At 45.2% G+C, this 25,606-nt stretch carries 30 protein-coding genes; 8 read left to right on the top strand and 22 right to left on the bottom strand.

Annotated features, from left to right (window positions below):
• Positions 1–30: 30 nt before the first annotated feature.
• From ABU165_RS05040 to ABU165_RS05030, 3 genes are read right to left on the bottom strand one after another with little or no spacing between them, the layout of a single operon-like run.
• Positions 31–501, bottom strand: a complete 471-nt coding sequence (locus ABU165_RS05040; RefSeq protein WP_318059692.1) for a 2-thiouracil desulfurase family protein — start codon at positions 499–501, stop codon at positions 31–33.
• A 14-nt stretch (positions 502–515) separates the two neighbouring features.
• Positions 516–1,223, bottom strand: a complete 708-nt coding sequence (locus ABU165_RS05035; RefSeq protein ID WP_318059691.1) for a hypothetical protein — start codon at positions 1,221–1,223, stop codon at positions 516–518.
• Between the two features lie 43 nt (positions 1,224–1,266).
• On the bottom strand, positions 1,267–1,818 hold the full coding sequence (locus ABU165_RS05030; protein ID WP_318059690.1) for a GNAT family N-acetyltransferase: 552 nt from the start codon (positions 1,816–1,818) through the stop codon (positions 1,267–1,269).
• A gap of 147 nt (positions 1,819–1,965) precedes the next feature.
• Here ABU165_RS05030 and ABU165_RS05025 point away from each other — a divergent pair, with 147 nt between their 5' ends.
• Positions 1,966–3,135 carry an acyltransferase family protein gene (locus ABU165_RS05025; RefSeq protein ID WP_253618846.1) on the top strand — a complete coding sequence of 390 codons (1,170 nt, stop codon included), beginning with the start codon at positions 1,966–1,968 and terminating at the stop codon, positions 3,133–3,135.
• A gap of 73 nt (positions 3,136–3,208) precedes the next feature.
• On the opposite strand, the gene ABU165_RS05020 is transcribed toward ABU165_RS05025, so the two are convergent.
• Together ABU165_RS05020 and ABU165_RS05015 are read right to left on the bottom strand one after the other, a co-directional pair.
• The gene (locus ABU165_RS05020; RefSeq protein WP_129613170.1) at positions 3,209–4,243 is read right to left on the bottom strand and encodes a DUF3231 family protein; all 1,035 of its coding nucleotides are present in this window, start codon (positions 4,241–4,243) and stop codon (positions 3,209–3,211) included.
• Positions 4,244–4,367: 124 nt separating this feature from the next.
• Positions 4,368–4,766, bottom strand: coding sequence for a cytidine deaminase (locus ABU165_RS05015; RefSeq protein WP_318059689.1), 399 nt, complete (start codon positions 4,764–4,766; stop codon positions 4,368–4,370).
• 328 nt (positions 4,767–5,094) lie between these two features.
• Between ABU165_RS05015 and ABU165_RS05010 the strand changes: the two genes are divergently transcribed.
• Positions 5,095–5,583 carry a CBO0543 family protein gene (locus ABU165_RS05010; RefSeq protein ID WP_318059688.1) on the top strand — a complete coding sequence of 163 codons (489 nt, stop codon included), beginning with the start codon at positions 5,095–5,097 and terminating at the stop codon, positions 5,581–5,583.
• Positions 5,584–5,626: 43 nt separating this feature from the next.
• Here ABU165_RS05010 and ABU165_RS05005 read toward each other — a convergent pair whose 3' ends face one another.
• From ABU165_RS05005 to ABU165_RS04975, 7 genes are all read right to left on the bottom strand, one after another.
• Complete coding sequence (locus ABU165_RS05005; RefSeq protein WP_129613167.1) at positions 5,627–6,352, bottom strand: DUF421 domain-containing protein; 726 nt, start codon at positions 6,350–6,352, stop codon at positions 5,627–5,629.
• 574 nt (positions 6,353–6,926) lie between these two features.
• The gene (locus ABU165_RS05000; protein WP_318059687.1) at positions 6,927–8,222 is read right to left on the bottom strand and encodes a TRAP transporter large permease; all 1,296 of its coding nucleotides are present in this window, start codon (positions 8,220–8,222) and stop codon (positions 6,927–6,929) included.
• Positions 8,219–8,764 (bottom strand): TRAP transporter small permease, encoded by a 546-nt coding sequence (locus ABU165_RS04995; RefSeq protein WP_318059686.1) that lies wholly within the window; start codon positions 8,762–8,764, stop codon positions 8,219–8,221. The genes ABU165_RS05000 and ABU165_RS04995 overlap by 4 nt, the downstream gene beginning before the upstream one ends.
• Positions 8,765–8,778: 14 nt before the next feature.
• Positions 8,779–9,783 carry a TRAP transporter substrate-binding protein gene (locus ABU165_RS04990; protein WP_129613165.1) on the bottom strand — a complete coding sequence of 335 codons (1,005 nt, stop codon included), beginning with the start codon at positions 9,781–9,783 and terminating at the stop codon, positions 8,779–8,781.
• Positions 9,784–9,920: 137 nt separating this feature from the next.
• On the bottom strand, positions 9,921–10,637 hold the full coding sequence (gene treR, locus ABU165_RS04985) for a trehalose operon repressor (protein ID WP_318059685.1): 717 nt from the start codon (positions 10,635–10,637) through the stop codon (positions 9,921–9,923).
• A 79-nt stretch (positions 10,638–10,716) separates the two neighbouring features.
• Positions 10,717–12,171, bottom strand: coding sequence for a PTS system trehalose-specific EIIBC component (gene treP / locus ABU165_RS04980; protein WP_094767933.1), 1,455 nt, complete (start codon positions 12,169–12,171; stop codon positions 10,717–10,719).
• 223 nt (positions 12,172–12,394) lie between these two features.
• Positions 12,395–13,009, bottom strand: coding sequence for a YdhK family protein (locus tag ABU165_RS04975; RefSeq protein ID WP_318059684.1), 615 nt, complete (start codon positions 13,007–13,009; stop codon positions 12,395–12,397).
• Between the two features lie 219 nt (positions 13,010–13,228).
• Here ABU165_RS04975 and ABU165_RS04970 point away from each other — a divergent pair, with 219 nt between their 5' ends.
• The 4 genes from ABU165_RS04970 to ABU165_RS25165 all read left to right on the top strand — a co-directional run bounded on the left by ABU165_RS04970 (position 13,229) and on the right by ABU165_RS25165 (position 15,996).
• Complete coding sequence (locus tag ABU165_RS04970) at positions 13,229–14,590, top strand: sensor histidine kinase (protein ID WP_148949945.1); 1,362 nt, start codon at positions 13,229–13,231, stop codon at positions 14,588–14,590.
• A 13-nt stretch (positions 14,591–14,603) separates the two neighbouring features.
• On the top strand, positions 14,604–15,284 hold the full coding sequence (locus ABU165_RS04965) for a response regulator transcription factor (RefSeq protein WP_009794478.1): 681 nt from the start codon (positions 14,604–14,606) through the stop codon (positions 15,282–15,284).
• Between the two features lie 79 nt (positions 15,285–15,363).
• Positions 15,364–15,816: a DUF305 domain-containing protein gene (locus ABU165_RS04960; protein ID WP_318059683.1), complete on the top strand. Its 453-nt coding sequence runs from the start codon at positions 15,364–15,366 to the stop codon at positions 15,814–15,816.
• An 84-nt stretch (positions 15,817–15,900) separates the two neighbouring features.
• Positions 15,901–15,996: a hypothetical protein gene (locus ABU165_RS25165; protein WP_224949783.1), complete on the top strand. Its 96-nt coding sequence runs from the start codon at positions 15,901–15,903 to the stop codon at positions 15,994–15,996.
• A 74-nt stretch (positions 15,997–16,070) separates the two neighbouring features.
• Here the strand turns inward: ABU165_RS25165 and ABU165_RS04955 are convergent, their stop codons facing one another.
• The 9 genes from ABU165_RS04955 to ABU165_RS04915 form a co-directional block, all read right to left on the bottom strand.
• Entirely contained in the window at positions 16,071–17,138 is a 1,068-nt protein-coding gene (locus tag ABU165_RS04955; RefSeq protein ID WP_455550504.1) for a sensor histidine kinase, read from the bottom strand.
• The gene (locus tag ABU165_RS04950; RefSeq protein ID WP_009794482.1) at positions 17,135–17,821 is read right to left on the bottom strand and encodes a response regulator transcription factor; all 687 of its coding nucleotides are present in this window, start codon (positions 17,819–17,821) and stop codon (positions 17,135–17,137) included. The genes ABU165_RS04955 and ABU165_RS04950 overlap by 4 nt, the downstream gene beginning before the upstream one ends.
• Before the next feature lie 15 nt (positions 17,822–17,836).
• Positions 17,837–18,409 carry a class I SAM-dependent methyltransferase gene (locus ABU165_RS04945; protein WP_009794483.1) on the bottom strand — a complete coding sequence of 191 codons (573 nt, stop codon included), beginning with the start codon at positions 18,407–18,409 and terminating at the stop codon, positions 17,837–17,839.
• A 150-nt stretch (positions 18,410–18,559) separates the two neighbouring features.
• Positions 18,560–19,435 (bottom strand): SMP-30/gluconolactonase/LRE family protein, encoded by an 876-nt coding sequence (locus ABU165_RS04940; protein ID WP_318059682.1) that lies wholly within the window; start codon positions 19,433–19,435, stop codon positions 18,560–18,562.
• A gap of 374 nt (positions 19,436–19,809) precedes the next feature.
• On the bottom strand, positions 19,810–20,349 hold the full coding sequence (locus tag ABU165_RS04935; RefSeq protein ID WP_009794485.1) for a PadR family transcriptional regulator: 540 nt from the start codon (positions 20,347–20,349) through the stop codon (positions 19,810–19,812).
• Between the two features lie 44 nt (positions 20,350–20,393).
• Positions 20,394–21,584 carry a YhgE/Pip domain-containing protein gene (locus tag ABU165_RS04930; RefSeq protein WP_318059681.1) on the bottom strand — a complete coding sequence of 397 codons (1,191 nt, stop codon included), beginning with the start codon at positions 21,582–21,584 and terminating at the stop codon, positions 20,394–20,396.
• A 158-nt stretch (positions 21,585–21,742) separates the two neighbouring features.
• On the bottom strand, positions 21,743–22,378 hold the full coding sequence (locus ABU165_RS04925) for a DUF3885 domain-containing protein (protein WP_009794487.1): 636 nt from the start codon (positions 22,376–22,378) through the stop codon (positions 21,743–21,745).
• A gap of 12 nt (positions 22,379–22,390) precedes the next feature.
• Positions 22,391–23,194, bottom strand: a complete 804-nt coding sequence (locus ABU165_RS04920; protein ID WP_318059680.1) for a hypothetical protein — start codon at positions 23,192–23,194, stop codon at positions 22,391–22,393.
• A gap of 114 nt (positions 23,195–23,308) precedes the next feature.
• The gene (locus tag ABU165_RS04915; protein WP_148949949.1) at positions 23,309–23,746 is read right to left on the bottom strand and encodes a MarR family winged helix-turn-helix transcriptional regulator; all 438 of its coding nucleotides are present in this window, start codon (positions 23,744–23,746) and stop codon (positions 23,309–23,311) included.
• A gap of 159 nt (positions 23,747–23,905) precedes the next feature.
• On the opposite strand from ABU165_RS04915, the gene ABU165_RS04910 reads away from it, so the two are divergent.
• Complete coding sequence (locus ABU165_RS04910) at positions 23,906–24,307, top strand: CidA/LrgA family holin-like protein (protein ID WP_035402941.1); 402 nt, start codon at positions 23,906–23,908, stop codon at positions 24,305–24,307.
• Positions 24,280–24,972: an LrgB family protein gene (locus ABU165_RS04905; protein WP_022544558.1), complete on the top strand. Its 693-nt coding sequence runs from the start codon at positions 24,280–24,282 to the stop codon at positions 24,970–24,972. Before ABU165_RS04910 ends, ABU165_RS04905 begins: the two co-directional genes overlap by 28 nt.
• A gap of 56 nt (positions 24,973–25,028) precedes the next feature.
• On the opposite strand, the gene ABU165_RS04900 is transcribed toward ABU165_RS04905, so the two are convergent.
• Positions 25,029–25,448 (bottom strand): universal stress protein, encoded by a 420-nt coding sequence (locus ABU165_RS04900; protein ID WP_318059679.1) that lies wholly within the window; start codon positions 25,446–25,448, stop codon positions 25,029–25,031.
• Positions 25,449–25,606 lie beyond the last annotated feature (158 nt).

The following is a 25,606-nucleotide window of genomic DNA, read 5'->3' as shown; positions in this document are numbered from 1 at the left end:
GGATACCCCATAAAATTACAGTCTATTGATTTATAGCTGAAAAGCTTCAAGCAGCTCTTCCAGCTCTTTTTCTGAAACTACTCTTATGCCATTCCTTTTCAGCAGGGCAGATGTCACCCCTTCCCCTGCCACTTTCCCTCCTGTAAATTCTCCGTTGTAAATGACACTGCTGCCGCATGAGGGGCTGAATTCTTTTAACACGACTGTACTTACCTGCAGCTCTTCCGCTTTTTTAAGGGCCGCATAGGCGCCATTTATGTATAATTCAGTTACATCCCTGCCTGATTTTTCGATGACCCTTGCCGTGCCGTCCAGGACATCGCCTCCATCGCCGCCTGTAATTTCTGCAGGCTCCCGTGGCACGGGAAATCCCCCAAGCAGTTCGGGGCAGATGGATACGGCTTTATTCTGATCAATCAATTGCCGGATCTTCTCATGCAGGCAATGAGTGCCGTTGTATCTTACTTCCAGCTCCGCCAGGCACGAACTGACTAATAACAAAACAACCAACTCCATTATTTATTTTTAAAAAAGTATGAATGAAGGATTAAAGCCACAATGGCTTCTGGGCTGCTGCCTTCATGGGGAGCAATCACAAAGACGCTGCTTAAAAGATGATGCCGCTTCAAAGTTCCGCATTGTTCTCCTTCCCGCGTCAGCGAGATTGCGGACGATATCGTTGCTGCAGAGGAAAGATAGGTGTCATCATTGATCGTATACTGGATGGCTTCTTTTAAGGATGCCGTATTTTTCATATTAATGAGTGTACGGGCTTCGCCAATCCTTTCCCCATTTTTAAAGATGCTCCAATGTTCCTGGCTGGTCAGCCATTTCTTGCGGTGCCACCGCACATCATAGAGATCCTGGCCAATCTGGATCTCGAGGCATAGATACCAGTTAAATCCAATAATATCGCCAAAGGCATATTGCCATTTGTGCGGAAAATAGCGCCTCACATAACCCCGAAGCTCATCTCCTTTAAAAAGCGGCTTCCGGATGAGGAGCGTTTTTTGGATATTATAGTAGGACCACCCGTGAATATTTTTAGGCTGATAAGTCCATTCTTTCTCCGCCAGCTTCCTGCTGATGATATAAACAGCAAGAGCTGCTGCAGGAAGCAGAAAAATGAGTGTAAACTGCATCGGTTCAAAGGCGCCGTAAACCAGCCAGCGGGCAAGCACTGCAAGCAGCATTAATACAAAAAGCAGGAGCATTTCTATCATCTGATCACCTCAATACTAGTACGGACAGCCCTTATAAAGGTTCCTATTTATCTGCTGGGTTTATAAGTCCATAACACACCAGGCTCTCATACCGGCCTTCCTTCTGTACATGGTCAGCGAGGATTCCTTCTTCCTTCATGCCGAGCTTCTCCATGACCCGCCCTGAAGCCGGGTTGGACTGAAAATAGCGGGCGAACACTTTGTGGTACTTCTTTTCTTCAAATGCAAATCTGATGACTGCCTCTGCTGCCTCGGTGGCATAGCCTTTTCCCCAATATTCCTCACCTATCCAGTAAGCCAGCTCGCCATGGCGGAAATTTTGGTTGTTGGATAGGGCAATCGCACCGTACAGCTCACCGGTTTCCCTACCCGTCACTGCCAGTTCATAGGATCGGTCACTGCTGAAATTATTTAGATGATTCTCCATCCAGGAAAGGGCGTCATTTACTACATAGGGATAGGGCAGGTACAAAGTACTTTTATAAAGATTATAGTTGTCGCAGAGCCTGGCGACTGTTTCTGCATCGGAAACCTGGAACAATCTAAGCAGCAGCCGGTCTGTGGATATGGTTTTATTGACATGGTCATAAATCATCTGCAAACCTCCGTATTTTTTGTAATAATATACTATATTTGTAAATATTAATATACACTGAATAAAGGCAAGTAATCTATTGAAATATTGATATAGAACCGGCTGTGAGATACATAGCCGCACTGAACATATCTTGGGGGGAACTATATGGTACTGCCGGGGCAGGAGAAAAGCAGACATTATGATTTAGATTGGATTAAGGTATTAGCGATGCTGGTTGTATTTCTCTACCATTGTTCGATGTTCTTTAACTCATTTGAATGGCATGTAAAGAACGACGAAATCAATAGAACCTGCATAGAACTGTTTTCCTTGGCTGTCGGCAATTGGATCATGCCTGTCTTTTTTGCCATTTCCGGAATCAGCACCTATCACGCTTTGAAAAAGCGCCACTCCGGAGCATTTTTGAAGGAAAGGGCGGCCCGCCTTGGCATTCCGCTGCTTTTGGGCATTTTTATCCTCTCACCTCCTCAAGTTTATATAGAGAGGCTGACCGGCAAACAGTTTGAAGGCTCTTTCTTTCAATTCTTCCCCCATTATTTTGATGGTCTGTATTTGGAAATCGGCGGAAGTGGAAACTTTGCCTTTTTCGGCCATCATCTGTGGTACCTATTGATGCTCCTGATTTTTTCAGCCCTAACTCTGCCTTTCTTCCTAAATGAGAGGCAGAGACAGCATATTCAAAATGGTTCCTTTGCCATTTCCCATTACTTGTTTTTGCCCCTGCCTTTAACAGTGGCAGCTCTATGGGCGAATGATATCTTAAATTTGGCTAGCTGGGGGATTTTGTTTTACTTGCTGCTGTACGCTTATGGCTATTATTTTTTTGCCCGGGAGTCATTCAGAAGTTTTGCACGAAATAGCGGCAAGCTTACAGGTACAATCAGTGCAGTCAGCTTAGCAGCCTATATTTTATGGGTATTCATGTCAGGCTTTCCCGCTTATGGGACTGCTGCCTTTTATATCTTCACTGTTATTCGCGTTCTTTTAGTATGGAATGTCCTGCTGTTCATTTTTTTCCTGGGGGATAGGCATTTGAATACTTCCACTCCAGCACTATCTTATGCGAGTGAAGCGGCCATGCCTTTTTACATTCTTCATCAGCCTGTCATAATCGTTTCAGGCTTCTGGATTGCTCATTTAGATTGGAGTATTCCTTTTAAGTTTGTTTTTCTTGCAACGGCTGCATTTGCAGTAATTATGATTTTTCATCATGCAGCAATACGCAGGTACAATGGACTGAGAGTTGTATTTGGCTTAAGAAGACAGCATAAACTGGCAGTGCCTCAAGAAACGAATGTGGATAGAGTTGTATAGCAAGATTAGAAAACAGCCGAGCTTAGCTGCGGCTGTTTTCTAGTGCCTCCCGTATAGAAGCTGACTGATTTAACTATTTGGAAGCCAGGTTCTGCCTCTCCGCTGCTTCGGGGGGTTTTTCCATCCAGCCATTCTCCATCATAATATCCGATGCTTCAGTGACAAATTGAGTGATATTCATTAGGGATTTTGAATATAAGAGTCCGATATCATGCCTGCCATTTACAGCCAGTGAATTGCCGAATGCCCTGATCTTCATGGAAAACATGTCCATCTTATGGAAAAGCATGAGTTTATCAGAAAATGGCGCAAAGGTAGAGTCTGTGACCAGGTCGTCCAGGAAGGTTGGCGAAGGCAAGTTTTCATCATGCAGCTTTTGCATATACCGCACCAGGTTGCTATGCGTCATGCTGGCCCCTTTTTGAAAAAGCTGCCGGATCTTCTCGTTTTTCGCTGTCTGGGCAAAGGCCATAATAAAGGCTTTGCTTGTGACATTGTTTTCAATATTGTCGTATAAATGGGCAATTTCCAGGGCGTGAAGCGGCCTGACCCGCCCAAGGAAGCCGTTTAGGAAATCCTTTTGGGCATAGTCCACCTTATGGGGCACCGGGATATATGGAGGCTTCATGATCAATCCTTTTTTCATCAGAATCTCTTTGATCTGATCCATTAAATCCAATGTTGCTTGCGTGCAATACCTGAAAAATTCTACAATATCCTCCCGGAATACAATCGGATAGCCTACACTGTATATACTTATCCCGGCTTTTGCTGCATATTTTAAGTAATGGACATAAAAGTCGTCGTGAAACAGACGGGGAGCTTCTAAATTGACATCATTATCATTGAAACCATCTGGTATAGGAAAATTAGCTTCTTTTAAAAGTCCCTCTGTGATATTCAGGAATTCCGCACATAATTTAGAGGCATTCTCCAGTAAGGCTTTAATATCCGGATCATCCACATGCCGCAGATAGTACGCCAGGATACATTTTGACATGCTGTTTCCCATATAGGTAGCCCAGAGCTTTCCCATCTCTGCTGATGTTAAAGGCTCCTTCGGGCTGGTCTTATTTGTTCCCACTTTAATCGGCTTGATCGTATTCATGATCAATCTCCTTCATCCGTCTTTATTGTATTAGTATCATCCTCCCGGCTGAAAGGTATTCTCTGTATATATGCATAGAAAAAGCCTGCTTCGAGTGTATCGAAGCAGGCTCATGTAATTGATCTTACATTTCCAGATCAGTAAAAGCGTAAGGCAATAGCTCTTTCAGAGGCAGTTCCACTATATCTTTCTTTTCGTTTGTTAAGTAAACAGGCATGTCCGGTGAGCAGAATTCTGCCAGCACCTGCCTGCAGATGCTGCATGGCGGCAGGAAGTCAGCCGTATTTCCGGAAACCGCGATTGCCTGAAAGTCCCCTTTTTTATAGCCATTTGCAATAGCAGTAAAAATAGCCGTCCTCTCGGCGCAATTGGTTGCCCCAAGGGAAACATTTTCAACATTCACTCCGTTGATAACGGTTCCATCTTTCAGCAGTAAAGCTGCTCCTACTGGAAAATTGGAGTACGGTGCATACGCAGCCTGTTTTACAGCGCGTGCGCTTTCCATTAATTTTTCTTTATCCATCACAATCCATCCCCTCACATAAGAATGAACCTTTCACAGTCCCCTAACGCCAATTTTTAGTTGGCAGGACTTCTTATATTATATTTCCGGGAAAAGTTTGTCAATACAGAATAATAAATTTAAATTAGATTCCCATTCTCTTTTCAGCAGAGAGAAGCAATAATCACCACAAGTACCTTCACAGTGACCTGGATGCCAATGTATTTATTCTAAAAGGGGGCCACCCCCTTCCCAGAGGCTGCCTTGTTCAAAACAAACCAGGATGAATACATCCCCCTCTTCCTTGGGATAGTAACATTAATAATTACACAGCCGGGAAGGATACAGCATGGATAAATTTGAGAAAAACACATTGAAATTTCTTCTTGTCTTTGGATTGATATCTTTTATCAATTTGATGAGAAAGCCTCCGGTAAAAGACTGGATGCTGATCTTTCTCTTTAAGGGATACCTGTCCTCCATCATCGACAAGCTGCTTGTCAGAAAAGGCTTTATAACCTATCCGGTTAAGCTGGTGAAGTCATTTGACGTCAGCTTCATTTTCGATTATTTGCTTTACCCGATCACCTGCGTCTATTTTAACCAGGCAACTAAAACATCGGGCGTAATGGGCATTCTGATGAAAGCACTTTGCTTTAGCATCCCAATGGCTTTAGTCGAACATTTTTTTGAAAAAAGAACTAGCTTGATTAAATTTAAAAAAGGTTGGAACTCTCTTATCAGTTTCTTTTCTCTAACCATTACTTTTTTAATTTCCAGAATTTTTATAGCCATCATACGAAAAGCAAATAATACACCAGTTCCCGATAATAAGTAGGAGCTGGTGCTGCTGTTTTAAGGACCGCCGCAAGTATAATGGGCTAATGATACAAAGATGGTATGGATTGTGCCTGTTCATTTTTCAGGGAGATATGCAGTTCTTTTTCAGGGCTGATAGAAGCAAAGAATATTTCCTGCAGCCGGGAGATGCCCAGCCGGGACAGCTCCGAATCAAGCCAGTCCTGATCTACGTCAAACCGTTCCAAAACCTCCCGGTATACCGTTCCTTCAACGATGAGAGGAAAGGCAATTTGTGAAGAGCCTCCGGACATATTCAGGTCTCCCTTAGTGGCAGGCAACTGTGCAGGCTTGAGCTGGACACTCAGCATTCCGTTTCCCTCCAGTATCCCTAATTCCACATATTGAACGTCAAAGACCTGCTTATCCCTCAGCATTTGCAGGATGTTATCAATACTGTAATGGTACTTTTTTAAATTGGCACTAAGGAATTTGCCTTTATGTATCACAATGACCGGCTCAAAAGTGATGAGTTTTCCGAATTTCCGCTTTGAAATCTTCAATCTCCCAATCAGCCGCTGGAGAAGGCCAATGGCAATAATGGCAAAGCCTGTTTCCAGATGCCTGATGGAGGGATCAGCTATATCCGCCCCGGCCACCGCCCCCAGTGTAATGATAACCAGATAATCAAAAACAGGAAGCTCGCCAATCGAGCGCCTCCCCATAAAAAGAGTAATAAAGAGCAATAAAGGCAGAATGGTGATGATCCTTCCGAAAATCAGAAGACAGTTATGCAGCAGATCTTCCATAATCTTTCCTCCTGGCAGATGATGACTTTAGTTTATCGGAGGATAGCTGGAATTATACGGAAAAATCAAAAGGGCGCCTGGCCACAGTTAGTTTTCTGCTCCTTGCAGCTGAAGATTGGGCTTCCAGTGAATTAAGAGGAGATTTTACTGTTAAATACAAATCAGCTTTGTTTTTTGGAAAATTAAGAGGAGTTTTTCCCTCTATGCAAAGAAAAATTATCTTTTTTTATGGTTTCGAGTCATATAAGGGGAATTTCTCCCTTTATTTAAGCTGTTTTCAGCACTATTTTTAAAATAAAGGGAATTTTTCCGTCTATAAATTTTCATTAGCAGATAATCTAGTTTCCTTGTTTAAAAATGTTAAAGTTAAAGGAGAATCGCCTATTCAACTGTTCAGCCATTGAGTGCGTTTAATAAATACCCAACATCCAAAGGTAAAAAGCCTGGGATATCCCAAGCTTTTTTGGTTAGTTAAGTACTGTACTACATATTCCACTAAAACGTATGCTGTTTAGTCTGTGATTTTTCCCACTATATCTGAACAGCTTATGGCTAAAGGCAGCCCTTCTTTATTTTATAGTCCAAACAGTCCCGGCAGCACCATGCTGACCTGCGGGATATAAGTAACAAGGAGCAGCACAACGATGATGGCAGCGTAGAATGGAAGCAATGGCTTCACAAGCTGCTCGATCTTCACCTTGCCGACGCTGGATCCGACGAACAAGGCGCTTCCTACCGGCGGTGTGATGCTTCCGATGCAAAGGTTGAGGCACATCATGATGCCAAAGTGCACCGGATCCATCCCGATATTCGTGGCAATCGGCAGGAATATCGGCGTGAATATCAGGACTGCAGGCGTGATATCCATGAAAGTCCCAATAATCAGCAGGATGACGTTCATCAGCAGCAGGATCAGGATCGGATTATCGGTCAGGCTGAGGATGCCGCTGCTGATGGCCTCAGGAATGCCGGTAAATGCCATGACAAGGGAAAGAATGGTCGATGCAGCAATCAGAAGCATGATGATGGCTGTCATCTCCACTGTTTCCATCAGCATCTTCGGAACATCCTTTATTTTAAATGTCCGATAAAACATCGAGAGAATGAGAGAATAGGCAACCGCAATGGCAGCGCCTTCTGTTGCCGTGAACACCCCGGCAATGATTCCGCCGATTACTATGAACACGAGCAGCAGGCTCGGAATCGCATCGAGGAATACTTTCATCACCTGGCTGAACGTAATTTTCGGTGCAATCGGATAATTCTTTTTCTTCGCAATCACATATGCTACAACCATGGTAGCAAGTCCCCAAAGGATGCCGGGAATATAACCGGCGATGAAGAGCGCGGCAATCGACGTCCCGCCGCTGACAAGGGAATAGACGATCAGCAGGCCGCTTGGCGGAATCAGCAGCCCTGTCGGTGCCGATGCGATATTAACCGCAGCAGAATACGCCGGGTTATAGCCTTCCTTCTTCTGAAGCGGAGACATGACTCCGCCGATTGCTGCTGCAGCGGCAACGGAGGAACCGGAAATTGAACCGAACAGCATATTCCCGACTACATTCGTATGGGCGAGCGATCCGGGCATCCTCCCGGAAAGGACCTTCGCAAAATTGATCAGGCGGATCGCGATTCCGCCATTATTCATGATAACCCCTGACAGGATGAAGAACGGGATGGCGAGCAGGGAAAAGCTGTCGAGCCCCGCCACCATCTTCTGCGCTGCTGTGAATACGGCAATCTCAAAAGGAAACAAAACCAGCATGGTGACAAGAGAGGCACCGGCTATGCTGATGGCAATGGGAACGCCCAGAAATAAGAGCAGAAAGAATACAAAAAGCAATAGAAGTCCTGCTGTGATTGTCATCCCAGCCCCTCCTTTCTATCCTTATTAATATGTATGGGCTCTGGAGTCTCTACTTCTTCTGAATATAAGTCCGCTTTTCTATTTGCGGAGATTTCCCTGATGGAGATGATCGTATAAGCGGCAATCAAGACGCCGCTGACTGGCAGGGACAGATAAATATAGGCCATCGGGAGGCCAAGTGCGGCAGAATACTGCTCCATAGAGATCCCAACTGTTTTAGACCCGCCGACAATCATGACAAATACAGCAAATGCCAGGACAATCAGCTCAATCAGGATAGCTGCGGCAAGCCTCTTCCTGTTTTCCAGCTTTTGTACGATGAACTCGATTGCGATATGCTTCTTGTTTCCGAAGGCATAGGCTCCGCCGAGCATGGAAACCCATATCAGCGAATACCGGAGAAACTCCTCTGAAATCGTACTTGGCGAATCCAGCGCATATCTTGTGAACACTTGCCAGATGGCCATCAGGACCATCACACCCAAGAGGGTGCAGGTCACAAAGGCAATGCTCAGATCGATCCATTTTTTCATAGTCTGCATGATAGCTCCCCCTTTTAATTGCCTTCAGCCATGTCCCGGATTTCTTTATAGTATTTTCCGGTCGATTTCTTTTCTGCAAACTCCTTATGCAGCGGCTGTACAGCATCCATGAAAGGCTCTTTATCCGGCCTGCTGAATGTGACATTCATATCCTTGGCGTCTTTTATCGCCTTCTCTGTCGCTTTCCGCCAAACCTCTTTATGGTAAAAAGAAGACTCTTCTGCCGCTTCTGTTATAGCTTTCTTCTGTTCAGCAGTAAATTGCTTCCATTTGCTTTCATTGATAATCAGGATATCCGGGATGATGGCATGTTCGCTGTAGCTGTACTGCTTTGCCACTTCTCCGTGATTATTATCCGTCAGTGCTGTTTCATTATTTTCCGAGCCGTCGATGACACCCTGCTGCATAGCCGTATAGACTTCACCGAAGGACATCGGCGTCGGCGACCCGCCCATCAGCTCAAGCATCTTGAGGTTTGTCGGGCTCGGCTGGACACGTATTTTCAGCCCCTTCAGATCATCAGGATGCATAATCGGCTTGTTTTTTGTATAAAAGTTCCTTGTGCCTGACTCATAGAACGTCAGTCCCCTCAGACCGATATCAGTCGTAGTCTGGTAAACCTCTTTTGCGGTGCTGCTGTTCATCGCTTTATAAAAATGGTCTTTATCGTCGAATAAATAAGGAAGGCTGAACAATGAATAGACTTCTGAAAAGTTCTCAAGCGAGCCTGCGCTCACCTTGGCAAAGTCAATCGCACCGGTCTGAGTCAGCTCAAGTGCCTCTCGTTCCCCGCCAAGCTGTCCGCTCGGGTAAATTTTGACCTTCATACTGCCATCTGTCTTTTCCTCTACCAATCTTGCAAACTCTGTCAGCGAAGTATGTATCGGATGTGTTGTGCCCTGATTATGGGCAAGCCTCAATGTGACTGTCCCTTCCTCCTCGGCAGCCTGCGCTGTACAGCCGGCCAGGATTCCTGCCATGAGCAGAAGGATAATGCCAAACACCTTAAAATTCTTCATAAATCCCCCTCCAGGTTATGTAAGCATTGTTGTATGATTTCCTGAAGGTATTCCCTAAAATATGACTATTGAAACAGAAGAGGTTATAAAAGAACATAAAAAAATGCCGGGCAATGGCCGGCATTTGATAGTTTTATTCAATGGAGAGCTCTTCTCGCAAAGTCGGTGAAACGGAATTTGTCCGGACGGTGCCTGGACTCTGTGAACTGGAATAGGCTGGCATCGTTCAAGTATACATGGCTCCTGATGACCACTACATTCTGGAAGCCATCAAGGTCCAGCAGGGAGCGGTCCTCATCGGTTGGTTCCTCTACGATGATTTCTTTTTTGGCAAAGCTGATGTTCAGGTTCAATTCTTTTTCAAGGTACTGATAGATGGAATCCCTGCAAATATCACCAGTCAGATGGGGAACATGCTTCTCAGCCAGAAAGTCGCGGTCAAGAATGATTCTTTCTCCTCCCATCTTTCTTGTCCGCAGGACGTCCCAGACCAGATCGCCTTCCTCCAGCTGCAGCTCTTTTTTGATAAAACCCCCGGCTTCTCCAAGGCTCAATCCGTTAAGAATAGTCTCGGGAGGTTCGCTCATCTTGCCTGCCAGCTCCTTGAAGCTGACCAGCCCGGATACTGGGAAGTCGAATTTAGAAGTATTGAGGACCATGGATCCTTTTCCCCTGATTTTTTGAATATAGCCATTTTGAGCAAGGAGATTCAAAGCTTTGCGAATGGTTTCCCTTGAAGCCTGATATTCTTTTACCATTTCATTCTCAGATGGAAGATAGGTTTCCGGTTTAATCCTTCCGCTCCTGATTTGCTCTGTGATGCTTTGGCAGATATCGAGATACTTCTTTTTCATTGGACAAATCTCCATTCTCAATTTTATCAAGCAAAGAAAAAAAGAAGGGAGAATCACCCGTCCCCCTTCCTGTATGCAGTTAGACAGCTGCACTCTGTTTCTTTTGCTTTTTAAAAGTAAAATTCTTTACGCCTGTTTTAGCAAAGATGGTTGTCAGGACGAATGGAACGACAATCGCAATGATCATGCAGATGGCAAATGTTCCGATATACTGCGCCTGGATGGAAAGAATTCCAGGCAGTCCGCCAACACCGATTGAGTTGGCCATGACTCCGCTCGCTACAGAAACAACAGCTGCAATCATCGATCCAATCATGGCAGCCAGGAATGGGAACCCGTATTTCAGGTTGATCCCGAACATCGCAGGCTCGGTTACGCCAAGGTAGCAGGAGATGGCCGCAGGGATGGAAACCTGCTTTTCTTCCTCATTTTTGCGGTTGATGAAGATCATGGCTAATACTGCTGAGCCCTGAGCAATATTTGAGATGGCGATCATTGGCCAAAGATTTGTTCCGCCAAGCTCACTCATCAGCTGAAGGTCAATGGCATTTGTCATATGATGCAGGCCGGTGATGACTAGCGGTGCATAAACGAAGCCAAACACTGCCGCAAACAGCCATCCGAATGAAGACGTCAGGCTTGAGTATACGACATCCGATATCACTGAACCGATCTGCCAGCCGATAGGGCCGAGCACTGTATGCGCTATCAAAACAGTCGGCACTAGGGCAAGGAAAGGAACAACAATCATTGAGATAGAGTTTGGAACCACTTTGCGCAATCTTGTTTCCAGGAAGCCTAACGTCAGACCAGCCAGGATTGCAGGGATGACCTGTGCCTGGTAGCCGATCATATCAATCTGGGCAAACCCGAAGTCCCATTGCGGGATATCTCCTGCCCCTGCCCCGGCAACGCCATAGGCATTCAGCAGCTGCGGCGATACTAATGTGATACCAAGGACGATTCCGAGAATCTGGGATGCACCCATTTTCTTGGCAACAGACCAGGTGATCCCGACAGGAAGGAAGTGGAATATCGCTTCCCCAATCAGCCACAGGAAAGCATGGACGCCAGCCCAGAACTGGGATATCTCAACAATCGTCTTGGTGCCATCTTCCACGAGCTTAATGTCACCGATTACATTTCTGAAGCCGAGAATCAAACCGCCGACTACAAGGGCGGGAATCAATGGTGTAAAAATTTCTGCCATATGCCCCATCATCCGCTGAAGCAAATTCTGGTTCTGCTTGGCCGCTGTTTTGGCTTCCTCTTTTGAAGTGCCTTCTACACCGGCAATCTTAGTGAATTCATTATAAAAGCTGGAAACTTCATTGCCGATGACTACCTGGAACTGGCCGGCTTGTGTGAAGGTTCCTTTTACAAGCTTAATGTTTTCGATTTTCTCAATATCAGCCTTGGATGGATCATTCAGGACAAAGCGCATGCGTGTCACACAATGTGTCACCGCTGCAATATTGTCCCGGCCGCCGATATGCTCCAGCAGCTCATTTGCAGGGCCTGTATATTTCGTCATAGGTATTCCCCCATATTTTATAATCAGCATAAATATATAATAGCGCTTTCATTAACTTGTATATACAAATACTGAGCTCTCTTAAAATTTAACTTATATATACAAGTTTGTCAATACAATTTATTCACCCGCTTAGGCAAATTATAAGTGAGCGTTCGGAGGGATTTCCGCCCCGCTTCTAAAACAAAAAAGCACCTGCCGCTTAAGCAGATGCTTCAGTACCTTATTCCGCAGAAGAAAGTTCCTCTTCAGTGACCCATAAATGATTCTTCACTTCCGCTCCCCCATCTTTAGGAGTGAAATTGATGACGTAGACAGTCTTCTCCTCTGCTGTATCAATGATAGCAGCCGCCCCTTTCATCCCTTCCATGTGCTCCGCCTCAATGATGGCCTCACTGCCCGGTTCAAAGGGCTCCTCTCCTGCATCTTGAAGCTCTTCGTGAACAACCCACTTATGGTTTTCTATCCGGTCGCCCCCTGTTACAGGGTCATAGGAAACTGTATAAACCGTCGTGTCGTATACAGCAGCAACGGTTGCTTCGGCTCCCTGCATCCCCGGCATATGTCCTTCTTCAATGATCACTTTGCTTCCCACTTTATATTTCGGATTCTCCGCTTCCTTCATGCCTTGAGGGATTTCCCCGCTGCCTGAATGATCCATTTCTGAATGGTCCATTCCCGCATGATCCTCTTGCTCTCCTGCTGATTGGCCATTCTGATGATGCTCTGTACTGTTTCCTCCATTGTCTTCACTTGTGTTGTCCGGATTGTTAGAACTGCATGCCGCCAGGATCAGGGTCAGCGTAAAAATCAAAATAGCGAGTGTTTTTTTCATCATTTTCTTCCTCCTTCTTTTAACATGTTTTATTATTTCAGATAAAAATGCAGAATTTATGTAGATAGCTTTACATTTATATTTCCCCTACCTGATGATTTTTGTTCTCCAAAAGCGTCCCTTTAGAATAGTTATCTTCAAATTTTTTGCAAATGTTAATGATATATTAGGTAATGCCGGCTCTCATCTGCTTAGCGCCTGGCCTGGAAACGGAGGGACTTTATGAATAAAATATCGACAAAGCTGGCTGCCTGGTTTCTACTTGCTGTTTTAGTCCTGGAATCTTTTTTAATGTTTTATTTATACAACAATATCATCGATTCGCGGGTGGAGGAGGAGTTCAATTCCATTCTCTCAAGAGGCAACAGCCACCGGGATGTGCTGGAGGACAGTTATACTGAAGGCACCCTCAGCCATATCGCGCTAATGGAATCAAAGACGGAAACAGAGGTCGTCATTACTGATTTAGATAAACAGATTATTGTAAGTTCGAGAAGCGTTTCTAAAAGAATGAAAGAAATTATGACAAGGCATTCTTCTGATGTTTCAAGAAATGGGACTGTTATTGAATCCAACTGGAGGGAAATGCGCTATCTTGCGACAGTGACCCGGTTCAGCAGCTCCGGCCAAGAAGGCTATGTGTATATGTTTAAGGATACCGCTCCAATGAGGCAGCTGATTGAAAAATTAAACCGCCACTTTTTTCTTGCAAGTGTTCTTAGCCTATTGGCGATTGCCTTTATCTATTTTATTTTATCCAAGTTCCTGACACGCCCTTTGATCAAAATGAAGGAAGCAACTGAGCAACTAAGCAAAGGCCATTTTCAGGTAAAACTTCCTCCCGCCGGCAAAGATGAATTAGGAGAGCTGTCCACTTCCATCCAGAAGCTTGCCAGCGACCTGAAGATTATCCAGAAAAGCCGCCTTGATTTCCTGGCCAGCATCTCACATGAATTGCGTACTCCCCTGACTTATATGCAGGGCTATACAGCAATCGCCCTGCGGGAAGGCCTGCCAGACAGTGAACGGCGGGAATACCTAGAGATCATCCAGGATGAATCTGCAAAGCTCGGTAACTTAATTGACAACCTTTTCCAGTTAGCCAAGATTGACCAGACCAATTTTACAATCCAGAAGCAGGAAATCGACCTGTGCAGGATACTGGGGGAACTTACAGCAAAAGTCAAGCCGGCGTTCAACGGGAAAAACATAGAGCTTCAGACTTGCTGTAAAGAAGGGCTTACGCTGTCAGCTGACCCATTAAGGTTCGAGCAAATAATCTATAACCTGCTTGATAATGCTTTAAAATACTCTGATGAACATACGAAAACAGCTGTACATGCTGAACAAACTGCAAAAGGGACAGTAAAGATCCTGATTGAGGATCAAGGTAAGGGAATCCCGCAAGCAGATCTTAAATATGTATTTGACAGGCTGTACAGAGTGGATAAGTCAAGATCGCGCGAGAACGGCGGCTCCGGCCTCGGACTTTCGATTGTAAAGGAATTAGTGGAGGCCCACGGGGGCACCATCCATATTTCCAGCCAGGAGACTAAAGGAACAATCGTTGAGATTGAAATTTAAGAGGTGACGCTTTTTGAAAACCATTTTGCTTGTTGATGACGAGGAACGGATGAAGAATTTGCTGGCTCTGTTCCTGGAGCCGCATGGTTACAAATGCCTGAGGGCGAAAGACGGATATGAGGCAATCCAGCTGGTTAAACGTACACATGTTGACATGCTGCTGCTCGACATTATGATGCCAGAGCTGGACGGTCTGGAGACATGCCGGAAAATCAGAGAATTTTCGAATGTCCCCATAATTATGCTCACAGCCAGGACCGACAATCTGGATATGATCAAAGGATTTGATTGCGGAGCCGACGACTATGTGACCAAGCCTTTCGATGAGAGGGTGCTGCTCGCCCGGGTAAATGCTTTATTCAGGAGGCAGCAAATCCAGCATGGGGCAAAAGAAGTCATACGCGGGGATTTCAAACTGGATATGGATTCTTATACATTAAAGTATAAAGGGAAAGCCGTTTCGCTGACCTTAAAAGAATTCCTGCTGCTCGAAACACTAATGAAACATCCTGAACGCGTATATACACGGGATCAGCTGCTGGCAGTCGCATGGGATATTAATGCCAGCACAGAAATCAGGACGGTAGACTCTCATGTAAGGAATCTGCGCGAAAAATTAAAGGGGGCTTCCTTTCCAATAGAAGAGCATTTGGCAACCGTATGGGGCATTGGCTATCAATGGAAAATAAAATAAAAGGAAAGTATGCACACATTCTGCAAACTTAAAGGGGATTTAACCTATAACCCCAATTTAAGAAAAGGAGTGAGCAGAATTGAAACCATACTGGAAATTTGCCGGAATGGTCGTGACCTCTACCATTATTATGTTCCTTTTTAAATATTGGAGCACCTTTAAGGCGGATCATATCTTCTTCAGCGAGATGCGCGCATACATGGCTTTGCTGATGGGGGCAACCATGGCTGTGATCATGCTTCTCTTTATGAGAAATATGCTGAAAAACAAGAAAGCCAACATAGGCATCCTGGCTGCCAGCTTCCTCTTATTCTTTTTATCGCTGTTCCTGATCCGGAGCCAGGCGCTTGTCGATGATGTCGATTATATGGAAGGTATGATCCCCCACCATTCCATCGCAATATTGACTAGCGAGCGTGCACAAATATCGGATCCAAGAGTAAGGAAGCTCGCAGATGAGATCATTAAAGCGCAGGTTAGGGAAATCGATGAAATGAAGCAGCTTATTGAGGATCTTAAAGATGAGGAATAATTTAAAAAATCAGCCTGGCAGGCTGATTTTTCCTTTTCAGGTAAAACAGAACGAGAAGATTCAGAAGAAGAAAATTTATAGAACATAGATAAAATCCGAAAAGAAATGATTCGGGCTGCTTCTGCCAAAATCCTGGATTTTCTTGATGAAGAAGTATTGGCAATGAGCCCCTGGAGCTGAAAAATTGCTGCATTGCCAAAGAATTGGCCCGCTCCTTCTCCGAAAAATCCTTACTGACTCTTCCAGCCCCAAAGCTATATCTGGTGCTCCACCACAACTGTCATCCAGCCCTCTGCGTATTCCGCGTAGATCTTCCCGCCATGCAGCTCAACGATCCTTTTGGAAATAGCCAGTCCCAGACCTGTTCCCTGGCTTTCTGTTCTCGCTTTTTCGCCTACGACAAACCGGTCGAATAATTGATTCAAGTCGGCAACAGGAGGCTTATCCGTCCTATTGGAAATTTTCAGTACGGCCATGGAGCCTTCAGCATTTAGAGAGAGTTCTATTGAAGAGGGCTTCGTACTGTATTTTATGCTATTCGAGAAAAGATTTTCATAAACCCGCACCATCATTTCCACGTCCATTAAAATCCGGACAGGCTCTCCTGTAATAGCAGAATGAACGGTGAGCTGCTCCCGTTCCATGATGGGCATATACTCGCCGGCCATCTGCCTTAATAAAGCTGAGAGGTCAACCTTATCCATATTCAAGAGAACATCAGGACTGGCCAGCCGTGTGTATTCCAATAACTCATTCATCAGTGATTTCAGCCTTTGTGATTTCGAATAGGTTGTTTCCAGATACTCCTTTAATTCTGTGCTGTCCTGGTATTGCCCTTTTCTCAAGAGATCCAGATAGCCGATAATCGAGGTTAACGGAGTCCTTAAATCATGGGAAACATTGGTGATCAATTCATTCTTGGCGTTTTCAAGGCTTCTTTCATGCTCAAATCTGCTCTCAAGCTCCTTGGACATAAAATTGATATTACCGGCGAGCTGGGATAGTTCATCCTTCCCTTTGATATGGATGGTCAGGCCCAACTGTCCTCCGGCTATTTCCTGGACACGATCGCTGATCATCTTCAAATAGAAGATTTTCTTGCGTACCAGCAAAAGGAAAACCAGAATGAAGCTTAAAATAATGATTGTAAAAAACAGGAACATGGTGACATTGTAAATCGGCACACTCAGTTCTGTCAGAAATTTCACATCGTACACTCTGAAAATCATTTGAGATAGCAGAACCATCACCAGGAAAGATGCTACAAAGCTGATGGCGATAGACCCGAGAAGTTTAAAAAATAGCCTGTTTTTCAGCATCATATCTTGTATCCCACGCCCCAGATGGTTTTGATATAAATCGGATGCTTAGGGTCTTCCTCGATTTTCTCCCTGATTTTTGTAATATGGACCATGACTGTGTTGTCCGATTTCAGGAGGTCCTCTTTCCAGACGGACTCGTAAATCTTGCTGACGCTCATGACAATCCCTTTGTTTCTCGCAAGCAGCTCGAGGATATCAAATTCCTTTGGGGTAAGTCTGATCTCTTTTCCGCCTGCATACACCAGCCTTGTATCTGTATTGATCTCCAGGCTGCCAATCACAATCACATTTTTATCTGCTTCTGATTCTGTATTGTATTTCTTGTATCTTCTCAAATGGGATTTGACCCTTGCGATCAGCTCAAGAGGGTTGAACGGCTTTGATATATAATCGTCTGCCCCTGAGGTCAATCCCTGGATCTTGTCCATATCTTCCGATTTCGCCGAGAGCATGATGATCGGCATATGCTGCTCTTCCCTGATTTTCATGCATGCTTCTATGCCATCCATTTCCGGCATCATGATATCCAGGATAATCAAATCGAATGCCTGCTCTTCCAGCTTGCCTAAAGCTTCCAGCGCGTTCTCCGCCTGGCTTGTCTTCAGCCCTTCGTTTTCCAGATATACCGAAATCAAATGCCTGATTTCTTTATCGTCGTCCACAATTAAAATATTGCCATCCACCCGTAACACATCCCATCATACTTCTAGTTTATCGTTGCTGCAGCTCAGTACATAAGCCGGCGGAAAATTGCGGTACTCCCGTTTAATGTCTATATTCTTAAAGAATTGCTCTATATATGCTTTTTTCAGCATTGTATATTGAAAGGTGATGAAACGCCCTTCAGGTCCCAGCAGCCTTCTGGTGTTATTTAAGATAGCATGGGACACAGGCTCAGGCAAACTTGCAAAGGGCAGTCCGGAGATGACAAAATCAATCTTTCCAAGTCCGAAGCTTTCAATATAAAAATCTATCTTCTCTGCCGACCCGTTAACAATAATCACATTATCTTCGTTCTGATATTTTTCCTTCAGCAAAGAATAAAATTCCAAGTTGTTTTCGATCAATAGGACGGTCGCATCGGAGTTTCTGTATTCCAGGATCTTTTTGGTGAACACGCCTGTTCCAGGGCCATACTCAACAATCAATTTAGCGCTCCCGAATGCAGGATCACTGACCATCTTTTCAGCCAGATAGCCGGAGCTTGGCAAGAGTGCCCCAACTTTTCTTGGATGCTTTAAATATTGCTGCAGAAATACATGCCCTTTCATTTCGCTTCACTCCATCTGTCGAATTTATACCTTTAGCATAAATTCAAAACCTGAAGAATTTCTTAGGGAATTTATTAAGAATTATTAAGATGCTTATATAGTAGTATGGGCTGGAAAACTAAAAAAGCTGCCTTAATGGCAGCTCAGATTTTAACCTTTATAAGAATAAGCCGGACTTCCCTTCACATCCGTTTTTACCCTGAACAGCCCGCCTGACAATGGATACTCTTTCTGCTGCTCTTCGTTCAGCCCATCTCTTGCAGTGGTGATGTACAAGTCCTTTAAGTCCTCGCCCCCGAATGTACAGCAGGTCACATTCTTGGCAGGGACCTTTATTTCTGACAGCTTCTTGCCTGTATGAGGATTCCATCTCGATACCTTGCCGCCGCCATAGTGGGCAATCCACAGCATTCCCTCTCCATCAATCGTCATCCCGTCCGGTGCACCGTCTCCTTCTGGAAAGCTGATGACTTCAGTGCGGTTTTCAATTGCCCCCGTTCCGAGGTCAAAATCAAAGCGGCTGATCTTTTTGGTTGGTGTATCGATGAAATACATGAATCTGTTATCCGGTGACCACGCTAGGCCATTCGAAATGCCAAGCTGATCTAACTTTTTCTCAACTTGCTGATCGGTATCCAGACAGTACAGCGCCCCTTCAGCACCTGCCCCCTGCTGGTCCATCGTCCCTGCCCAGAACCGGCCGGCAGGATCACACTTGCCGTCATTAAAACGATTAGAAGGAATATCGCTCTCTAATTCTTTTATTAAAGTGAGCTTCTCTGTCTCTAAGTTAAGAAGATAAAGGCCATCCTCCAACGCAACTGCCGCTTCCTCCGCATTTCTCGGAACAATCGTCCCTATGTTCTGATCCAGCTGGATCTCCCGGTTTTCTCCTGAAGCCGGGTTGAAGATATTCACCTTTTTCTCCTTGATATCCACCCAGTATAATAACTGCTTTTCTGCGTCCCAGCATGGGCCTTCTCCCAATGTGGCATTTGCGTCCAGGACTAATTCCGCTTCTCCCATTTTTAACACCCCGCCAATTGTATTGAATTTACTTTATTATAAACCTTCCCGGGAGGAAGCGGCTGGAAACGTATGAGCTAACAATATAAAAACGGCTGCCGACTTAGTCGGCAGCCTGAAGTGCGGCATCTTTAGGGGCATTTATCAATTTTTTTTCTTAGCTGGAACCATTATTTCGGCTTTACCCAGAGATAGTGGTTCCAGCTCTCTTACCTGGAACCACTATTCCGCTTGTCCCTGAAATAGTGGCTCCAGCTCCCTCATCTGGAACCACTATTCCGGCTTTTCCCTGAAATAGTGGCTCCAGCTCTCTTACCTGGAACCACTATTCCGGCTTGTCTCTGAAATAGTGGCTCCAGCTCTCTCCTGGAACGCTAAATTTCCTTCCGCTCCACCCGCCGGATCAGCTCTTCCAGCCAGTGAATCGTATGCTCCATCCTGGTTGAAACATAGCCTTCCATGAACTCTCTGATATTCTGCTGTGCCTCGCCGACATGCTTCTCGGCGTCTATGCTGCTGATCTGCTCCCAGCGGGCCTTGATGGCGTCCAGCTTTTTTTCCAGGATGGTGATGACCTTGCCGCGGTCCACATATTTAATATTGGCGATCGCGACGACCATCTCCCCGATCCCAGTGGATTTCTCGAATTCCTTGTAGATTTTCTTCGGCAATTCTTCACGGCCTTTTGCTGTGATACCGAACACCTGCTTATCAGGGCGATGTTCCTCTTTGATGATTTCGACTGTCTCAATGAGGCCCTGCTTCGCCAGTGTATCGAAGTGGTAGTACAGCTTGCTTTCCGTCAGCCCGCTCAGCTGATCGAGCGGAATCGGTTCGGAAAGCTGTTTTTTTAATTTATACGGATAATTATTATCCTCCATCAGTTTGCTCAATATGAAAATTTGTATGGACATACTATATCCTCCTGGAAGAAGACTCTCTTCATATCATAGCAAAACTAGGCGGTGACTTCACCTGCAGCCTTGAGGGAATCACTTGCGTCAAGCTCTGGAATCACGACCGGAGCCGGTTTGTGAAGGAACGCAACAATGGCGATATTGATCAGCATGGCAGCACCTCCGACTGCAGCCATGGACCAGAGGTACGGGCTCGGACTGATGCTGCTGTACATATTGGCCATATATGCCTGCACAGAGTAGTACATAGGAGAAATATGGCTCATCCATTGGAATGGAGCATACATCATTTCCCTTGAGATCGTAGCGCCATTGGCCAATGTCTGCATCAGCAGGATTGGCAGGTTCAACACCATGCCGCCCTCTCCGATCAGGAAAACCAGGACTGCTGTGAAGTTGAAGCAGACCATATAGTTCAGAATCTGCTGTCCGGCCATGCCGAAGAACAGATCACCGCTTGGCTCATTGACCAGATACGCCACTCCGACGGCAACAGCCGATGATACAACAGCGATCAGAAGAGCTGTTAATTGCACATAAAGAAACAGCCTGGTTTTACTTGCTTTGCCGCGGCTTTCCCTGAAAGCGGCGACCAGCTGCATCGCACCAATCATCGCACCAACATAGCCGGCCATTGTCAGGAACATCGGCAGCATATTATTATTCATGCCAGCTGGAATCTTATTGATTGAAATGACAGTCCCGCTATACGCTGTTTCAATTTTTTTAGCCATCTCTGCTGCCTGGTCTTCCGGCAGATTAAAGTTCATCAGGACACCCTGTGCGGTTTGCTGTGAGAATTGGCTGCGCAGCTGGTTGTTAATTTCACCGACGACAGATTTCATAGTAGAAGAAACGGTAGTGGCCGAGGCTTCATTAATTGTAAAATCAATCCCTGTCGATCCCTCACCTTTTTGCAGATCCGCAGAGAAGGTTTCCGGAATTCGCACAACTAAAGCCAGGTCATTATGATTCAGGTCTTTAATGGCCTGCTTATTGCTTATATCTGTTTCAATTTCTTTAAAAGGCAGATTCTCCTGGAGCTGCCCGGCAATCTGGGCACCATAAGTGCCGGCATCTTCGTTCACTATCGCAATCGGCATTTGATCGACATTCCCTGGAATCGCAGAATAGCCTGGGAGAAAGATGCCAAGCATCGCAGCTGCATAAAAAATCCCCATAAAAATCGATGCGATCGCCCCTCGTGTTTTTAGAAACTGCGTAAATTTCATTATTGCTTTCCTTCCTTCTGTGAAATTTATATTACTTTTACTAATATACTTTATTAAAAGTACTTTAATTTGAGTACTTTGTTAGTTTATTGTATCTTTTTGGGAAAGTCAACATAAAAAAAACTGCAAAGAGAGGCGCAATTAAGCACTCTTTGCAGTCACATATGATATTCATCAACCCATTCGCTATATTCACCATACAGCTGCCTTAAGCTATCAGTCCGGGCTGCAATAACCTCACATCCGCGGTCATCATAGATGAAAAAGATAATATCCCTCGTCATGTTAATGAAAAAAATATCAGGATAATAGGAAACCTCCGCACTGCCGAACCTTGGCTTCAGGAGGAAGTCTTCATTGCAGGCTGCTTCAATAAGCTTGCGGCAATGAAAATCACTTTTTCTGCCTTTCAGATAATATCGGGAAGTATACCCGGCCTCTTCATCATTAAGCAGATGCTTAAGAGTTTCATGTATGATTTTATATTTAAGCTTCTTATTTATTAAGTAATGACCAAACACCTTTGTTGGCCTTTTTGTCGTTCTGTCCGTTTCGGGATGATAGATATTTAAAGCAACAGCCATTTCATCTTCTTCCGAAAAAAGTGACATAAAAATGGAGCATGCCTGGCTGTATACAGTCTCGAACAGATCCAGGTTCAATTCCCCATCTTCCTTGAACTGATAGATTCCGTTCCCGAGTTCAAAGTGGATGCCAATATTCCATTGGGAGTAAAGGCTCGGCTTTAATATAAGATTAGGGAAAGTCCTCTCCAAGTAAGCTTTGACTTCCATCAGTATAACCTCCTAAACCCAGCTCAAAATCAGCACAAACAATCCAACACCGCAGACCAGAATCTCAAAAAAATGAATTCCGACTACGACCATATGGCTGGTGTTTATTTGATGAAAGCCGAGAAATGGGGCGTGCTGGTTGATATACAGGCAGGCACAGGACACCAGGAGAGCGGCATTGAGATGGAATTCTGTCCTGAGCGAGGTGGCATAAGGGCTGTAGCCTTCCTGATCAATCACAAGGCTGATTCCGTATTTTTTGGATAAAAGCAATGACAAGTTCATCAGAATAAATAACAGGAGGGCGAGGCTCAACGGATGCCTGCGGTAATCAATGAAACGCAGCCAGCGGTAAGCTTTGCCTGGTTCATCGTCTTCCTCCGGCTCGGCTTTCGCCATATATAGAACGAAGCCGGCTCCAACAGCTGTCGGGATCACTGTGAAAACTACATCGAGCAGCGGAAAACCCGGAAAGGCAAAAAAGACCGCAGCCAGGATGATTACCACGGCAATCAGCAAAGCCCAAATACGCTTATCACCGTTTTGTGCCTTTGCCGCTAAAGGCTGGATATATTCCCTCATATCTTTTCTTTTAGAACCAGGGAAGCCTGAATCGCTTCCGCCGGCCTTCCCCTTCAGCACTTCCATAAAAGTAAAAGATATGAGCATAAGAAGAACTCCGGCAAAGAGCCATAGATAGGCGGCGAACGGATAAGGAGCAGGGTCTTCATAGCTGCTGATAATCCAAATTCCGTCGCCAAGCAGGCATATCAGGCCGGCAAGCATCAGGTATGCTGATATTTTATAGAGAAGCATAAGATTCCCTCTTTTTTCACTCTTTTTCTCTTATTATATCAAAGGGGAAGCAGATGGAAATTCCCTGTCGGCTCCGAGTATGGATGCGCTTACTTTTTTTTCAAGTCTTAAAAGCTACTCAAAGAACGAAGTATTGAGTCGGACAACCAGCTTTCCGAACATCTCCTTTTCTTCTTCTGTCCAGTCATTTAGAACTTTGAAATAATGGGCCCTTCGGTTTGCGATATCTGCTTCCAGTTTTTCTTTTCCCAGGTCTGTAATTGAAAATACGCTTACTCTGCCATCCTTTGGATCGGAACAGCGCTTGATAAGGTCCTTTGATTCAAGTGACGCAGCCTGTCTGGACAATGTCGAGATATCAAGCTTAAATGCTTCAGCAAGCTCTTTAACGCGGGCTGGGCCGAATTCATCAAGCTGTCTGAGCAGCAGATAGGCTGAGCGCTCCAGCTGGCCGATCTTCTTTTCCGACTGCTCAAGATAGACTGCCTTGCGGATGAAGGTCGCCAATTCGTATTCTATTAGTTCAACGTCGTTTTGTTTCTCTTTTGACATGCTTTCATCTCCTAGTATGAGTGGCACATAGATTGACAAAGATTAAAATGCTTGTATAATACAAATATATACTTGTACTATACAAACATTTATCTGAAAAGTAAAGTGATTTTGAAAGGAGGAACGCTGTTCTTATTTTCCAGGACGGCTATGACTATCATGAAATGGCTGCAAATTGTCCTCCAAATCTGTGTACTATACGCCTTCACCTTTACGGGTGATGTGATCCAGCGGGCTTTCCATATACCAATACCAGGCAGCATCATAGGACTCTTACTGCTGCTTGCCTGTTTGCTGCTCCATATTGTGCCGGTCATCTTTGTGAAAGACGGAGCAAGCTTCCTGCTGTCGATCCTGCCTCTCCTGTTCATCCCGTCGATGGCAGGTGTCGTCAATTATCCGAGCCTGCTTTCCGCTACCGGAGCAGTACTGGCTGCCATCGTTGTCGTGAGTACGATAGCCACGATTGCCGCTGCAGGCCTGATGAGCCAGTTTTTAGAAAACCGTGCCGATAAACGAAAGGAGAAAAAAGCGTGCAAAGCCTTATCATCGCAATCCTGATGATTTTCTCGACCATCACCATCTATATGGTGATGGCTTCCGTATATAAGCGATATTCTTATCCTGTATTCATTCCAGTCCTGACTTCTACCATCATTATTGTCGCCCTGCTTGCAGGACTTCATGTGCCGTATAAAGAGTATATGACAGGCGGGAAATGGATCCACTTTTTGCTTGGCCCTGCTGTGACTGCCCTTGCCTATCCGCTTTATACTCAGCGCGAAGTTTTGAAAAAATACAGTCTGCCAGTACTTGGCGGCGTGTTCACGGGCCTGATCACCGGGATGATCACCGGCATGCTGTTTGCTATGCTGCTCGGGATGAACCACGAGCTCATCCTGTCGCTCATCCCTAAATCGATCACCACGCCCGTTGCCATGCAGATTGCAGACGGTATTGGAGGCATTCCTTCCATGACCGTCATCTTTGTCACACTCGCCGGCTTCTCAGGTGTCCTATTAGGCCCTTCCATCATCAAGTGGGTCCGGATCCGCTCCTCGCTTGGCCGCGGCATCGCACTCGGCAGCGCCTCACACGGACTCGGCACCTCAAAAGCGTCCGAGTACGGCGAAGTCAGCGTCTCCATGAGCTCTGTTTCGATGACCCTGTGCGCCCTTCTTGGATCCGTGTTTGGTCCGGTTATTGTGTGGCTGTTCCATATTTAAAGAAAGCCTGCTTATCCATTTGGAAGGCAGGTTTTTTTTATATGCAAAGCCGCAGCTCACTTCACAATCAGCACCGGACAGGCCGCCCGCTTGGCAACCTTATAGCTCACACTTCCCAGAACGAATTCCTGCAGGACATTCAGCCCCCTGCTGCCGATGATTACGATATCAGCTTTATTTTTATTGGCATAGTCGACAATGCATGGGCCCGGGTCTCCATCCAGAACAATGATCTCATACTGTACTCCGGATTCCTTTGCAAGCTTTTCAACTTCAGCCAGCCGCCTCTTTTTCCCCTCGCCAAGATTGGCAGAATTCCAGTGGCTCAGCGTTTCCGACTTGGCTTTATCAGGATCGGCGACATAGACGATTTCAATCCTGGAACCTGAACTGCATTTGGCGATATGGATGGCATTTTCAGCAGCCCTTTTACTGTGCTCTGAACCATCTGTTGCTAATAATATCTTTTGGTACATTTGATAACCTCCTGATATTAAGAATGATACCGCTTTCTTTTTTTGTAAAAAAAGCTTTTCCCGCAACTTATTTATGATTATAACTATTTCTTATTTGAATAGCCATGGTTCAGAATAAAAAAGGAAATATTGCCCTCCTGGACTGGAGGGCATCTGTT

This window comes from Cytobacillus sp. T106, from assembly GCF_040492155.1.
In the GTDB taxonomy this organism is placed as follows: domain Bacteria; phylum Bacillota; class Bacilli; order Bacillales; family Cytobacillaceae; genus Bacillus_AB; species Bacillus_AB infantis.
This window is presented reverse-complemented; position numbering and strand designations above follow the sequence as displayed.

Bases quoted from the DNA above. Each gene is read 5' to 3' on its own strand.
- ABU165_RS05035 (WP_318059691.1), bottom strand. From the start codon at position 1,223: ATGATAGAAATGCTCCTGCTTTTTGTATTAATGCTGCTTGCAGTGCTT.
- ABU165_RS05030 (WP_318059690.1), bottom strand. From the start codon at position 1,818: ATGATTTATGACCATGTCAATAAAACCATATCCACAGACCGGCTGCTG.
- ABU165_RS05025 (WP_253618846.1), top strand. From the start codon at position 1,966: ATGGTACTGCCGGGGCAGGAGAAAAGCAGACATTATGATTTAGATTGG.
- ABU165_RS05020 (WP_129613170.1), bottom strand. From the start codon at position 4,243: ATGAATACGATCAAGCCGATTAAAGTGGGAACAAATAAGACCAGCCCG.
- ABU165_RS05015 (WP_318059689.1), bottom strand. From the start codon at position 4,766: ATGGATAAAGAAAAATTAATGGAAAGCGCACGCGCTGTAAAACAGGCT.
- ABU165_RS05010 (WP_318059688.1), top strand. From the start codon at position 5,095: ATGGATAAATTTGAGAAAAACACATTGAAATTTCTTCTTGTCTTTGGA.
- ABU165_RS05005 (WP_129613167.1), bottom strand. From the start codon at position 6,352: ATGGAAGATCTGCTGCATAACTGTCTTCTGATTTTCGGAAGGATCATC.
- ABU165_RS05000 (WP_318059687.1), bottom strand. From the start codon at position 8,222: ATGACAATCACAGCAGGACTTCTATTGCTTTTTGTATTCTTTCTGCTC.
- ABU165_RS04995 (WP_318059686.1), bottom strand. From the start codon at position 8,764: ATGCAGACTATGAAAAAATGGATCGATCTGAGCATTGCCTTTGTGACC.
- ABU165_RS04990 (WP_129613165.1), bottom strand. From the start codon at position 9,783: ATGAAGAATTTTAAGGTGTTTGGCATTATCCTTCTGCTCATGGCAGGA.
- treR (WP_318059685.1), bottom strand. From the start codon at position 10,637: ATGAAAAAGAAGTATCTCGATATCTGCCAAAGCATCACAGAGCAAATC.
- treP (WP_094767933.1), bottom strand. From the start codon at position 12,171: ATGACGAAATATACAGGCCCTGCAAATGAGCTGCTGGAGCATATCGGC.
- ABU165_RS04975 (WP_318059684.1), bottom strand. From the start codon at position 13,009: ATGATGAAAAAAACACTCGCTATTTTGATTTTTACGCTGACCCTGATC.
- ABU165_RS04970 (WP_148949945.1), top strand. From the start codon at position 13,229: ATGAATAAAATATCGACAAAGCTGGCTGCCTGGTTTCTACTTGCTGTT.
- ABU165_RS04955 (WP_455550504.1), bottom strand. From the start codon at position 17,138: ATGATGCTGAAAAACAGGCTATTTTTTAAACTTCTCGGGTCTATCGCC.
- ABU165_RS04945 (WP_009794483.1), bottom strand. From the start codon at position 18,409: ATGAAAGGGCATGTATTTCTGCAGCAATATTTAAAGCATCCAAGAAAA.
- ABU165_RS04940 (WP_318059682.1), bottom strand. From the start codon at position 19,435: ATGGGAGAAGCGGAATTAGTCCTGGACGCAAATGCCACATTGGGAGAA.
- ABU165_RS04935 (WP_009794485.1), bottom strand. From the start codon at position 20,349: ATGTCCATACAAATTTTCATATTGAGCAAACTGATGGAGGATAATAAT.
- ABU165_RS04930 (WP_318059681.1), bottom strand. From the start codon at position 21,584: ATGAAATTTACGCAGTTTCTAAAAACACGAGGGGCGATCGCATCGATT.
- ABU165_RS04925 (WP_009794487.1), bottom strand. From the start codon at position 22,378: ATGGAAGTCAAAGCTTACTTGGAGAGGACTTTCCCTAATCTTATATTA.
- ABU165_RS04920 (WP_318059680.1), bottom strand. From the start codon at position 23,194: ATGCTTCTCTATAAAATATCAGCATACCTGATGCTTGCCGGCCTGATA.
- ABU165_RS04915 (WP_148949949.1), bottom strand. From the start codon at position 23,746: ATGTCAAAAGAGAAACAAAACGACGTTGAACTAATAGAATACGAATTG.
- ABU165_RS04910 (WP_035402941.1), top strand. From the start codon at position 23,906: ATGAAATGGCTGCAAATTGTCCTCCAAATCTGTGTACTATACGCCTTC.
- ABU165_RS04900 (WP_318059679.1), bottom strand. From the start codon at position 25,448: ATGTACCAAAAGATATTATTAGCAACAGATGGTTCAGAGCACAGTAAA.